The organism is Photobacterium frigidiphilum (assembly GCF_003025615.1).
GTDB lineage: Bacteria > Pseudomonadota > Gammaproteobacteria > Enterobacterales > Vibrionaceae > Photobacterium > Photobacterium frigidiphilum.
This window is the reverse complement of the sequence record NZ_PYMJ01000001.1, coordinates 174,469-187,878: the sequence shown is the minus strand read 5'-3', so window position 1 is coordinate 187,878 and position 13,410 is coordinate 174,469. Positions and strand designations below refer to the sequence as shown.

Genomic DNA, 13,410 nt, shown 5'->3' with positions numbered 1-13,410 from the left:
CATCCTCATCATTTAATTATTAGTCTTTGATGCCGCTTCGGGCTGACTCTTTCCTTGGATAAACTGTTTGCCAACATCAACCAATGCAATGTCTTTAAAAAATTCACGACCGAGCAATACGGGGTAGGTCATTTGAGTACGATCTGCCAATGTGAATTGTACTTTCTCGTGTAATGATCCTAATTGAATCCATGCTTCGATAACGGGACGTCGAGCTGCTTCTTCTGAAGTAGATTGACGAACTTTAACCCAGCGTACCACTGGCGCTTCAATGATTTCCGGCTTTTTGCTTGTTTCATCGTTAAGGTGACTTAAGTTAAAGCGAACCCATTCTTTACCATCACGTTCGAAAACTTGCAGATCAACAGCATTCAGTGACGATGTTGTTGCACCAGTATCAATCCGAGCTTTAAAATGCTGTTTAACCGAATCTAGCCAAATCCATTCTTCTTGACCTAAAACAGCTTTGCCATTAGCGACTTTAATATCAATAGGTTTAGCTTCTGCTGGGATCGTTATGACTTGTTTCTCTACAACCAGTTTAGGTTGAGTTAATACTTTATGTTTAACGAACTTCACATCTTTGGATACTGATGATAATTCATTTTCCAAATTGGCAATATGTTCATTTTGTTCATTAATTTGCTGAGTCATGGTCTCAAGCTGAATATTGACACTCTTTTCCATTGTATTAATGGCAATTAAGGTTTCTTCGTGATTTTTTGACTGTGTAAGTGTACAGCCTGAAAGCATGGTTAAAGTGAGTAATGTTAAGCTGCGGCGAAGCATGGTCTCTCCCAGAAGAACTTCTATTTTTCTATAAACGGCGATAGTTTAGCGTAAAAAAAGGGATGCGAAAAGCATCCCTTTGTCAGTGGTTAGTCAGGATTCCGAGCAACTAAAATAGCGCGCTTAGGTGCAGGGTAACCCTCAATGGTTTTTGTTGGATCATCTGGGTTTAAGTATTCCGGTAAGGAATTATTGGTCATCCAATCTGTCGATCGCTGCTCATCGGTGGTTGTGACACTTTCATCAACAATACGAACATCAACAAAGCCACATTTTTCCATCCAGACTTTTAACGCTTTTGCTGATGGAAAAAAGTATACGTTGTGCATTTGCGCGTAACGGCCTGTTGGCACTAATACTGCGTTTTCGTCACCTTCAATCACTAAGGTTTCCAGAATCACTTCACCATCTTTACGAAGTTGGTTCTTTAGCTGAATGATATGATCTAATGGCGAACGGCGGTGATAAAGTACGCCCATGCTGAAAACGGTATCGAATGCCTTTAACTCTGGCAGTTGTTCAATACCTAAAGGTAATAAAAACGCGCGGTTATCATCACCCATTAAGCGACGTATTGCTTCAAATTGGATTAAGAAGAGGTTTGATGGGTCAATTCCGACGGTTAATGCCGCCCCTTCACCTAACATACGCCACATGTGGTAGCCGTTACCACAACCGACATCTAACACTGAACGACCTTGCAGTGGTGAGATATGCGGTAATACGCGATCCCATTTCCAATCTGAACGCCATTCAGTATCAATGTGGATACCGTGCATGTTGTACGGGCCTTTACGCCACGGGTGCAATAAACGTAACAAACTGTCTAAACGTTTTTGTTCACCGTTGGCAACGCCATCTTCATAACGAACACTCACTTCGTTTTTGATATCGATAATATCTGGCTTATCTGTGGGGAATTTTTTCAATGCACGGATCCAACGACCCATGTCGCCGTGCTCTGCTTCTTCCCAATCACTTAATTGCTTTGGTAAGGTATTTAGCCAAGGACGAAGGGTTTCGTGCTGGGCGATTAGCTTATAAAACTCAGAAAAACTAAACATAGTAAAAACAAAATACCTTATTTAATAGCGAACATAGAACCGAAATTAAAGCACTGGAACCATACTTCAGTACTACTGAAGCCAATCTCAGTTAAGCGTTTTTTATGCGTATCAATGCTATCGGGGCGCATCACGTTTTCAATTGCGCTGCGTTTTTGACTGATCTCTAGCTCGCTGTAACCGTTGGCTCGTTTAAAATCGTGGTGAAGGTCGATGAGTAATTCATGTGCTTGCTCATCGTCAAAAATATATTTTTCAGACAGGATTAAAATGCCACCTGGACGCAACCCTGCATAGATTTTCTCTAGTAGCATTTGACGATCTTCTGGCACTAGAAATTGCAAGGTGAAGTTCAAGACAACCACAGAGGCATCGGCAATATCGATATTACGGATATCGGCTTCGATCACCTGTACAGGGGTATCTGAACGGTAGGCATTAATATGAAGTCGGCAACGCTCAACCATGGCCGCTGAATTATCAACAGCGATAATTTCACAGCCTTCTTGCTGAATAGAGCGACGCATAGACAGCGTGGCGGCACCTAAAGAACAACCCAAGTCATATATCTTTGAGTGTGGTTTAGCAAAGCGTTCCGCTAACATACCAATGGCAGAGATGATATTGCTGTACCCGGGAACCGAGCGCTGAATCATGTCTGGAAAAACTTCTGCAACTTTTTGATCGAAAGTAAAATCACCAAGTTTTTCAATTGGCGCAGCAAAAATATTGTCTTGGCCTGCCATTCTCACGAACCTCTTAATTGATAAAGAACATGGATCCTGCTGTTCAACGCAAAGCGTGTTCCATCACCCTCTGAAAGGTCGCGTATTGTAGAGAAAATGAGGTCATTTGTCTTTAGTGAATTAATAATAAACAGCCCTGGTTCATTACGTAATTAAACAGAATAAACTGTCGCTGCTAGAGTAATGTAATTTGAGGGCTTGCTTCTGGTTCCGGAGGAAGCGCGATATCAGGCAACGATAATGCGCTGTTCGCAATGCGTTGCTGTAATTTTTGATACAGACGAATGGCTAATTCAGGGGCTAAAACATTGTCAGGAGTGTGGATGAACAAGTACGGTTGTTTCCCATCGGCCATCCACTTGGGTAACCGAGTTAGCCAGTTATCAAAGAAAGGGTCGTTACTTAAATCTTCAGGATGGCCAATAAAGCGAATCATTGGCTGCATAGCCGTTGCGATGGCATGAACAGGCACATGCGGTTTCTTTTGGTGGGCGTCAATTACCGCTTCAGAGGTCGGCGGGGCGGCAAATACTGGGCGGCTATCCATAATAATACGGTTGGCTTGGTGCTCGATCAGTAATCCATTTAAGGTTTTTTCAGCGTCGCCTTTATTAAAGAAGGCGTAATGCCTCACTTCAACACCATAAGTAAGGTGCTTAGGGATCTTTTGTAGAAACTTTTTGAGTGCGGGTAATGCATCAGGACCAAAATTGGCAGGTAATTGAATTTTCCATAACCCCACTTTACTTTCCAGGGGAGCCATCACATTTAAAAAATCAGCTAAAAGTTGATCGCAATGCATTAGTTGATTTTGATGAGTAATGGTGCTGGGTAATTTAAAGGTAAAACGAAAATCACTCGGGGTTGCATCATGCCATTTTTTTACCGTGGTAATTGCAGGCGTTGCATAAAAAGTGGTGTTACCCTCGACAGTATTAAATACCTCTGCGTATCGCGCTAAACGATCACTATTTTTACAGCCAGAGCCATATAAACTTTTCTGCCATTGGTTATGAGACCACATAGCTAGGCCGAGAAAAAGAGGCCTATTAGTTGGAATTGTCATAACAATCCTCTCTCATTGAATGATTTTTGAACGTTGATACATTACGTATTAGTGCTGTAAGTCTTTATTGTGAATACAGAATTTACGTTTGGTCAACGTTATCTGCAAAGAAGTGAGTATTTTTCCTTGATTTAGGGGGCGGATTTTTCCTACATTGGTTTTTTTGCTTTATAATGTTTCGTCATTTTTGCATCTTGGCCACACTTAACTTCCTAAATTGGATAAAGATTGAGCGGTTAGTGGTCAGGAATGAATCAGCCTGTGCAAGGTAAGTGATTAGCTTGCTGAAATCGCTCACAGGATATTAGTAAACAGATCAGGAATTTCTTATGCGCACCCAATATTGTGGTCACCTGAACAAGTCCCTTGAAGGACAAACAGTAGAATTATGCGGCTGGGTTAACCGTCGCCGTGATTTAGGCGGTCTAATCTTCATCGACATGCGAGATCGTGAAGGTATTGTTCAGGTGGTTGTCGACCCGGATATGAAAGATGTATTCGAACTGGCTAACCAACTGCGCAACGAATTCTGTATCCGTCTTATCGGTGAAGTACGCGTTCGTCCAGAAAGCCAAGTAAACAAAAAAATGGCAACAGGTGAAGTTGAAATCTTGGCAACAGGCCTTGAAATTATCAACCGCTCTGACGTGTTACCACTAGATTTCAATCAGAATAATTCTGAAGAACAACGTCTTAAGTTTCGTTACCTAGACCTACGTCGCCCTGAAATGAGCGATCGTATTAAACTACGTGCTAAAGCATCTAGCTTTGTTCGTCGTTTCCTAGACGAGAATGCGTTCTTAGACATTGAAACACCTGTATTGACTAAAGCGACACCAGAAGGTGCACGTGATTACTTAGTACCAAGTCGTGTGCACAAAGGTAGCTTTTACGCATTACCACAATCACCACAGCTATTTAAGCAGTTGTTGATGATGTCGGGCTTCGATCGTTACTACCAAATCGTTAAATGTTTCCGTGATGAAGATTTACGTGCAGATCGTCAGCCTGAATTCACACAGATCGATATCGAAACTTCTTTCATGAGCGCCGAGCAAGTGCGTGGAATGACAGAGAAGATGATCACTGAAATGTGGAAAGAGCTGCTAAATGTAGATCTAGGCACATTCCCAATCATGCAATTTGAAGAAGCGGTGCGTCGTTTTGGTTCCGATAAACCAGATCTACGTAACCCTCTTGAGTTGGTAGACGTTGCTGACATCTTAAAAGATGTAGACTTCAAAGTATTCTCTGGCCCTGCTAACGACGAAAAAGGTCGCGTAGCGGTTATTCGTGTTCCCGGTGGCGCGTCACTATCGCGTAAGCAGATTGATGAATACACTAAGTTTGTGGGTATCTACGGTGCTAAGGGCTTAGCATGGATGAAAGTGAACGACCGTGAAGCTGGCTTTGCAGGCGTTCAATCTCCAGTTGCTAAGTTCCTTAACGAAGACGTGGTTGCTAACCTATTAGATCGTACTCAAGCAGAAACGGGTGACATCATCCTATTCGGTGCTGACAGCAAGCGTGTTGTTACTGAAGCACTGGGTGCATTACGTCTTAAGCTAGGTGAAGATCTTGAATTGACTGACAAGTCAGTATGGAAACCACTGTGGGTTATCGACTTCCCTATGTTTGAAGAAGATGGTGAAGGTAACCTACATGCAATGCACCACCCATTCACATCTCCATTAGGCATTACGGCTGAAGAATTGGCTGTTAACCCTGCGGCTGCAAATTCAAATGCATACGACATGGTTATTAATGGCTATGAAGTGGGCGGTGGCTCTGTTCGTATCCACAACGCAGATATGCAATCAGCAGTATTCAATATTTTAGGTATTGAAGAAGGTGAGCAGCAGTCTAAGTTTGGTTTCTTACTTGAAGCGTTGAAGTACGGTACACCACCACACGCTGGTCTTGCGTTTGGTCTTGACCGTTTGGTTATGTTGTTATGTGGTACCGATAACATTCGTGATGTTATCGCGTTCCCTAAAACAACAGCTGCATCTTGTTTGTTAACGAATGCACCAAGCTTAGCGAACCCTGAGTCGCTAAAAGAGCTTTCTATTGCAGTTGCGATTGCAAAAAAAGAAACCGCTAAAGAAGAAAGTGCTGAATAAAGACCTCGTTCTTTAATTTATCACCGTAATCTATTTGGCCAGTGATTCCACTGGCCAATCTTTCATCCTCGTGAAACCTTAAGCCAACAGGCTGACTAAAATTCGGAGTATTCATGGCTGGTCATAGTAAATTTGCCAACATTAAACACCGTAAAGCTGCGCAAGATTCTAAACGTGGAAAAATTTTTACCAAATTAATTCGTGAGATTATTGTTGCGACTAAAGATGGTGGCCCAGAAGCTGAAAATAACCCTCGCTTGCGTGCGGCAGTGGATAAAGCCTTATCGAACAATATGACGCGCGATACGATTAACCGTGCTGTTAAACGTGGTGCTGGTGGTGATGGAGAAGCAGACTTAGAAACGGTTATCTACGAAGGGTATGGCCCTGCTGGTACGGCTGTTATGGTTGAATGCATGACAGATAATCGTAATCGTACCGTTTCAGGTGTACGTAATGCATTTAGTAAATCAGGCGGTAACTTAGGCACTGATGGCAGTGTGAATTACCTGTTTGATAAAAAAGGTGTTATTTCTTATGCCGCAGGTCTTGATGAAGATGTAATGATGGAAGCGGCGTTAGAAAGTGGTGCAGAAGACATTGAAACCAATGATGATGGCTCTATTGATGTATACACAACACCATCAGATTTTGGTGCGGTAAAAGATGCATTAGATATAGCAGGTTTTGATGCCGTGAATGCAGAAGTAACACTAGTGCCTTCTACGAAAGCCGATTTAGATCTAGAAACAGCGCCTAAATTACTGCGTCTTATTGATGCGTTAGAAGATTTAGATGATGTTCAGGAAGTTTACCATAATGGTGAAATTACAGATGAAATTGCTGAACAACTATAATGGTTGTTGCATTTATCGCTAACACAGTGACAAGTAAATGACGATTATTTTAGGGATAGATCCAGGTTCTAGAATTACAGGCTATGGTGTTATTCGTCAGGTTGGTCGAAACCTTGAATATCTCGGTAGTGGTTGTATTAGAACGTCTTTTGAAGATATTCCTGGTCGATTAAAGCAAATTTATGCGGGTGTTTCTGAAGTGATCACCCAATTCCAACCCGATATGTTTGCGATTGAAGAAGTCTTTATGGGGAAGAATGCTAGTTCTGCGTTGAAACTGGGACAAGCACGAGGTAGTGCTATTGTCGCAGCGGTCAATGCTGACTTACCTGTAAGTGAATATGCTGCTCGTCTAATAAAACAGGCCGTGGTTGGTACGGGAGCCGCAGATAAAGCTCAAGTTCAACATATGGTGTGCTCGGTGCTTAAATTGTCCAGTAAACCACAAGCAGATGCCGCCGATGCTTTAGCCGTTGCCATTTGTCATGCCCATACACATAAAACATTAATTGCTATGTCTGGTAAAGCAAGTAGTGCCCGCCGTGGCCGTTATCGTTAAGTGATTAATATAAAGCAATAATAAGTATTTGCTTGCATAGTGTTAGCCCGATCATAAAAGCAGCCATTGGCTGCTTTTTATTTTGTGAGTGTATTGGTAATTAGCATATATTGGTCAGAGGTCATACTAGCAATCAGTTTCATAATACGTTAGTTACCTTACTTAGCATGATTAAATAAAAACCTATGGTTCAACAAATCAAATTATCAAAGGAAAGGTTTCATGACTCCCATCTCAATATGGCGACATTTGTTTTTGCCGCCTTCGCATCAGTGGAATACCGAACAAGCTCGTTATGTTGATACGCTTGTGTTTTTTACACTGCTTTCTTTTTTTGTTGGCATGTATAGCTTGATCAAATGGTATAAGCACGACCATTCATTGTTGATAATGACATCACTGCTATTAATTGCTTGCGAAGTGTTTGCTGGTTTGATGCTAAGAGTATTCAAAGCGCCTGAATTAGCTCTCAATATTGGTTTTGTTGGCATGGTAGTACATGCATTCAATATCGTTTATCAAAGTGGTGGTATCGTCAACTCCACTCAATCCTTTTGGATGCCATTATTGCTGATCGCTTTTTTTCTTACTGCCAGACCTTTGATGGCGACATTGTGGAGTGTGTTCGTTATTGCGAGTTCAGCATGGATGGTTAACGTCACCTTAAGTGGTTATGTATTTCCAGAGTTAATACTGACTGATAGTGCGCACATTGTTGAAACGTGGTCAGGTATTATATTACCGCTGGTGGTTATCGGTATAGCGCAAGCCTACACGGTGAAGCAACGACAAGCTGCGCTTTCTGCGTCTGAACAAGCTCAACAAACCAGTCAAAAAATTGCTGATAATGCTCAACAAGGCGAGCAAAAACTATCCATTGTATTGCAACAAGCAAATGCAAATGCTAGCCAGTTATCAGATGTTGCCAATCAATTGGAACAGCAATCAGGTGAGCTTTATCAGCAAGTTAATCATTTAAATATTAATTGCGAATCGCAGGCCAGTTCAGCTGAAGAAATGAGTCAGCAATTGATTCATATGACATCAGGTATTGATGAATCAGACCGATTTGTTACTGAGCTAAAACAACGCAGTCAATTGGTGGGTGAACAAGCGCAAAAAAGCGTCGAATCACTAGAAGCATCAACCAATGCTATCGACCGTATTTTAAGCAGTAATGCAGAAGTTGTCTCTGTCGCTGATTTGATCACAACGGTTGCTGATCAAACTAACTTGCTAGCATTGAATGCTGCGATTGAAGCAGCGCGAGCAGGAGAGCATGGACGAGGTTTTGCTGTCGTGGCTTCACAAGTGCGAGAGTTGTCTGCTAAAAGTAATGAATCGGCACTCGAAATTCGTACATTATTAGATAAAAGCCGTAAAGAAGTGCATCACGGTCAAATGATTATTAAAGCAACAGCCCAAGAGTTGACGGCTATTATCGAGCAGGTAAGCAGTATTTCTGGTGATGTAAATCAGCTAGCAGATATTATGAGCCATCAAGTTCATGCATTAAAAGAGTTAAATACGGCAAGCCATGAAGTAGCAACGGGGGTTGTTGAAACAAATAAAGTATCAGATTCCGTGGCGATACAAGGGGCGCAGTTAGCACAACGTGTTGAAGCATTAAAAGGTTTAGCCGACAGCTTAAACGCAGTCGTATCCCCACCGAAAGTGAGTTGATTTTTTAATACGTAAATAGAATGAATATCATCTCCGCTTTTCTACTCACCTAAAGACATAAAGTGCTGGATATCCATCCAGCACTTTACTATCCTAGAGCCAATTTCAACTCATACAGAGATAGTGCAGTGATTGGCCGACTTAGTGGAACAATTTTAGAGAAACAGCCACCAGAAGTATTAATAGATGTTGGTGGTATCGGTTATGAAGTTCAAATGCCAATGAGTTGTTTCTATGAGCTACCTGAGGTAGGTCAGGCTGCGGTCATTTGTACGCATTTTATTGTCCGTGAAGATGCACAATTACTGTATGGCTTTAATAAAAAAAGCGAACGAGAGCTTTTTCGTGAAGTTATAAAAGCCAATGGGGTTGGCCCGAAGCTTGGTTTAGCCATTCTTTCAGCGATGACGGCAAGCCAGTTTGTTTTGAGTGTTGAAAATGAAGATATTACGACATTGGTGAAAATTCCCGGTGTTGGCAAGAAAACAGCAGAGCGTTTAGTGATCGAAATGAGAGATCGCTTGAAGGGGTGGGGTGAAGGTGATCTATTCACACCAGCGTCAGATGCAGCAGCATCAAATGCAGAAGTACAAAAATACTCGAGTGCACGTGCTGAAGATGAAGCGGTAAGTGCGCTTATTGCTTTAGGTTATAAAGCGCCACAGGCAGCAAAAGTGGTATCCCAAGTGGTGAAGCCTGAGATGAGCAGTGAAAACATCATCCGTGAAGCATTACGTTCGATGGTATAAGGCTAAACAGGCAAACGCATTATGATTGAAGCTGATCGATTAATATCAAATAGTTTTGAAAGCCGCGATGACGAAGTCATTGATCGAGCAATTCGTCCTAAGTTATTAAATGACTATCAAGGGCAAGACCATGTTCGAGGTCAGATGGAGATTTTCATCAAAGCGGCTCAGCTTCGCGAAGAAGCCCTTGACCATTTATTGATTTTTGGTCCTCCTGGGTTAGGTAAAACGACGTTAGCGAATATTGTTGCCAACGAGATGGGTGTCAGTATTCGCACTACCTCTGGACCGGTATTAGAAAAAGCGGGTGATTTAGCTGCGCTACTGACCAATCTTGAGCCAAATGATGTTCTCTTTATTGATGAAATCCATCGATTAAGCCCGCATGTAGAAGAAGTGCTATATCCAGCAATGGAAGATTATCAGTTAGATATCATGATTGGTGAAGGGCCTGCCGCACGTTCTATTAAAATTGATTTACCGCCTTTTACTCTAATCGGTGCGACAACACGTGCGGGTTCTTTGACCTCGCCGCTGCGCGACCGATTTGGTATTACCCAGCGTTTAGAGTATTACAAAGTTGACGATCTGAAAGATATTGTACAACGCAGTGCTAATTGCCTTGGTCTTTCTATGGAAGAAGAGGGCGCGTTAGAAATGGCGCAACGTGCTCGTGGTACACCACGTATTGCTAACCGCTTATTACGTCGAGTACGTGACTATGCTGAAGTGGTGGGTAACGGCATTATATGTTCAGATACCGCAAAGAAAGCCTTAGATATGTTAGATGTTGATAGTAGCGGTTTTGATTATATGGATCGAAAACTACTTTTAGCCATTATTGATAAATTCATGGGTGGGCCAGTAGGGTTAGATAACTTAGCTGCCGCGATCGGTGAAGAAAAAGATACGATTGAAGATGTATTAGAGCCCTACTTGATTCAACAAGGCTTCTTACAGCGAACACCGCGTGGACGTATTGCAACTCACCGCGCATATTTGCATTTTGGGCTTGATATACCAGAAGCTCGTTGAGGTATCTTGGGTATACATAAATGAGGCTAGTGAACATTTCTCGTTAATGACTAGCCTCGTTTTACACCACACTGTATGAAAATCAAGCACTGCTGATTAATTTGATTTTTTTGTAAAAAAATCTTGATTTTCTTTACCCCTATCCGCACAAGGCTTTACCTTAGTTATCCACGGAAACTGTGGATAACTGTGTTGATGGACACTAGAAAAGTACCTTCGATGTATAAAATGATTTTCAATGTGAATTTTTATCAATATGAATAATGCTGGATAAATACTTGTTATCAGTGCGATTGAAAAATAAGTATTAAGTTTGAATAGATTATTAGAATAAATGGTTTACATTATTTTTATTATAAACATAACTGTGAATTGATTTGAAACAAAAAGAGGAAAAGCTGTGGATGGATTTTTTTATCAAAAAATAAAAAAGGGAATATCAATGTTTATTTTCAGCAGGAAGCTGAGTAAAGGCTAGCATGAGAAACTCTGTGGGCGAGAATAATACGCCGATAAGAAATATCGGTCAATCCCTTGCGATTATTATTTAGGTCTTTTTTTCCTCTTATTCAAATGTCGCCATTAGCATTGACTTTACAATATCTCAACGCAAAATGGAGGCCTATTGTCTTGTTTTGGACGCGCAATTATGAGTAAAGTCTTCTCTCTATCTTCTGGTTTCTCACCAGCAGGTGATCAACCGACAGCGATTAAGCAATTATTAGAGGGGCTTGATTCAGGGCTTGCTCATCAGACTTTACTGGGCGTTACAGGTTCAGGTAAAACCTTCACTATTGCAAATGTGATTGCAGAATCCAATCGTCCTACGTTTATCATGGCGCCGAACAAGACGCTAGCAGCGCAACTCTATGGCGAGATGAAAGAATTCTTTCCTGATAATGCTGTTGAATATTTTGTTTCTTATTATGACTACTATCAGCCTGAAGCGTATGTGCCGACAACCGATACTTTTATTGAAAAAGATGCCTCTGTAAACGCACATATTGAACAAATGCGGCTATCTGCTACCAAGGCGTTATTAGAACGTCGTGACGTTATTATTATTGCTTCTGTATCTGCCATCTATGGTCTGGGTGATCCTGATTCCTACCTGAAAATGATGCTACATGTACGCCGTGGAGACATGTTAAATCAACGTGATATTCTCCGTCGTCTCGCTGAGTTGCAATATACGCGCAATGACGTTTCTTTTGAACGTGGGCATTTCCGTGTAAGAGGGGAGGTCATCGACGTTTTTCCTGCGGAATCAGAACATGATGCTATTCGTATTGAGCTATTTGACGATGAAGTTGAGTGTATCAGCGTATTTGATCCTTTAACTGGCGCTATACTTGAAAAAGATTTACCGCGCTGCACGATTTATCCAAAAACGCACTATGTAACTCCCCGAGAAAAAATTCTGGAAGCCATTGAAAAAATTAAAGATGAGCTGGTTGTTCGACGCAAGCAGCTTATGGATAACAATAAGCTTGTAGAAGAGCAACGGATTTCACAGCGTACGCAGTTTGATATTGAAATGATGAACGAATTAGGCTTTTGCTCGGGTATCGAAAACTATTCTCGTTACTTAAGTGGCCGTGAGGAAGGTGAGCCGCCTCCAACGTTATTTGATTATTTACCGGCTGATGGTTTGCTCATTCTTGATGAATCACATGTTACTGTGTCGCAAATTGGTGCTATGTATCGAGGTGACCGCTCTCGTAAAGAAAACTTGGTTGAATACGGGTTTCGTTTGCCATCAGCTCTTGATAATCGTCCTATGAAATTTGATGAGTTTGCATCATTAGCCCCACAAACTATTTATGTCTCAGCAACACCGGGTAAATATGAAATAGAGCAATCGGGTAATGATATTGCCGAACAGGTTGTTAGACCTACAGGTTTACTCGATCCTATTATTGAGGTGCGTCCGGTTGCAACACAAGTTGATGACCTTTTGTCTGAAATTCGGATTAGAGAAGCGAAAGGTGAGCGTGTGTTAGTAACGACACTGACTAAACGTATGTCTGAAGATTTAACCGAATACCTTGCAGAGCATGGTGTCAAAGTGCGTTATCTTCACTCTGATATCGATACGGTAGAGCGTGTAGAGATTCTTCGTGATTTACGGTTAGGTGAGTTTGATGTGTTGGTCGGTATCAACTTGCTTCGAGAGGGCCTCGATATTCCAGAAGTATCTTTAGTCGCTATTCTTGATGCAGACAAAGAAGGTTTTTTACGTTCAGAACGATCGTTGATTCAAACTATTGGTCGTGCGGCACGTAACCTTGAGGGCCGCGCTATTCTTTATGGCGATAAGATCACGGGCTCAATGGAACGGGCAATATTTGAAACTAATCGCCGGCGTGAGAAGCAAGCTCTCCATAACGAAAAAAACGGTATTACTCCGCAGGGGCTGAATAAAAAAGTGGGTGATATTCTTGAGCTGGGTAAGCCAAGTTCTCGTTCTAGAACGAATAAAGCTGCGCAGCTCAATCGTGTTGCTGAAAGTAAAGGCACTTATGTAAATCTGTCTCCTCAGCAGTTAGAACTTGAAATACAGCGGCTAGAAACAGAGATGTATGATTTAGCGCAGAACTTAGAATTTGAAAAAGCAGCCGAAGCCCGTGACAAAATACATACGTTACGCCAGCAATTTATCATGAACAGTTAACGATATACCCAATTTCTTTTACCAAATTACAGGTAAAAAAAAACCAACCGTAATAGTTTCGGTTG

At 41.7% G+C, this 13,410-nt stretch carries 11 protein-coding genes; 7 read left to right on the top strand and 4 right to left on the bottom strand.

Going from position 1 to position 13,410, the window contains the following annotated elements:
- Nucleotides 1–12: 12 nt before the first annotated feature.
- From C9J12_RS00770 to C9J12_RS00755, 4 genes are all read right to left on the bottom strand, one after another.
- Entirely contained in the window at nucleotides 13–789 is a 777-nt protein-coding gene (locus C9J12_RS00770; RefSeq protein WP_107240970.1) for an ATP-dependent zinc protease family protein, read from the bottom strand.
- 89 nt (nucleotides 790–878) lie between these two features.
- Nucleotides 879–1,853 carry a tRNA 5-methoxyuridine(34)/uridine 5-oxyacetic acid(34) synthase CmoB gene (cmoB, locus tag C9J12_RS00765; protein WP_107240969.1) on the bottom strand — a complete coding sequence of 325 codons (975 nt, stop codon included), beginning with the start codon at nucleotides 1,851–1,853 and terminating at the stop codon, nucleotides 879–881.
- A gap of 17 nt (nucleotides 1,854–1,870) precedes the next feature.
- Nucleotides 1,871–2,599, bottom strand: coding sequence for a carboxy-S-adenosyl-L-methionine synthase CmoA (gene cmoA, locus C9J12_RS00760; protein ID WP_107240968.1), 729 nt, complete (start codon nucleotides 2,597–2,599; stop codon nucleotides 1,871–1,873).
- Nucleotides 2,600–2,774: 175 nt separating this feature from the next.
- Entirely contained in the window at nucleotides 2,775–3,665 is an 891-nt protein-coding gene (locus C9J12_RS00755; protein ID WP_107240967.1) for a DUF72 domain-containing protein, read from the bottom strand.
- A gap of 329 nt (nucleotides 3,666–3,994) precedes the next feature.
- Between C9J12_RS00755 and aspS the strand changes: the two genes are divergently transcribed.
- The 7 genes from aspS to uvrB all read left to right on the top strand — a co-directional run bounded on the left by aspS (nucleotide 3,995) and on the right by uvrB (nucleotide 13,345).
- Nucleotides 3,995–5,788, top strand: a complete 1,794-nt coding sequence (aspS, locus tag C9J12_RS00750) for an aspartate--tRNA ligase (RefSeq protein WP_107240966.1) — start codon at nucleotides 3,995–3,997, stop codon at nucleotides 5,786–5,788.
- 113 nt (nucleotides 5,789–5,901) lie between these two features.
- Complete coding sequence (locus C9J12_RS00745) at nucleotides 5,902–6,645, top strand: YebC/PmpR family DNA-binding transcriptional regulator (protein ID WP_107240965.1); 744 nt, start codon at nucleotides 5,902–5,904, stop codon at nucleotides 6,643–6,645.
- Nucleotides 6,646–6,682: 37 nt separating this feature from the next.
- Entirely contained in the window at nucleotides 6,683–7,204 is a 522-nt protein-coding gene (ruvC, locus tag C9J12_RS00740; RefSeq protein ID WP_107240964.1) for a crossover junction endodeoxyribonuclease RuvC, read from the top strand.
- A gap of 222 nt (nucleotides 7,205–7,426) precedes the next feature.
- Entirely contained in the window at nucleotides 7,427–8,887 is a 1,461-nt protein-coding gene (locus C9J12_RS00735; protein WP_107240963.1) for a methyl-accepting chemotaxis protein, read from the top strand.
- Between the two features lie 128 nt (nucleotides 8,888–9,015).
- Nucleotides 9,016–9,636: a Holliday junction branch migration protein RuvA gene (ruvA, locus tag C9J12_RS00730; RefSeq protein ID WP_107240962.1), complete on the top strand. Its 621-nt coding sequence runs from the start codon at nucleotides 9,016–9,018 to the stop codon at nucleotides 9,634–9,636.
- A gap of 21 nt (nucleotides 9,637–9,657) precedes the next feature.
- Entirely contained in the window at nucleotides 9,658–10,671 is a 1,014-nt protein-coding gene (gene ruvB / locus C9J12_RS00725; RefSeq protein WP_011217860.1) for a Holliday junction branch migration DNA helicase RuvB, read from the top strand.
- Nucleotides 10,672–11,320: 649 nt separating this feature from the next.
- Nucleotides 11,321–13,345 (top strand): excinuclease ABC subunit UvrB, encoded by a 2,025-nt coding sequence (uvrB, locus tag C9J12_RS00720; RefSeq protein WP_107240961.1) that lies wholly within the window; start codon nucleotides 11,321–11,323, stop codon nucleotides 13,343–13,345.
- The last annotated feature ends 65 nt before the right edge of the window (nucleotides 13,346–13,410 follow it).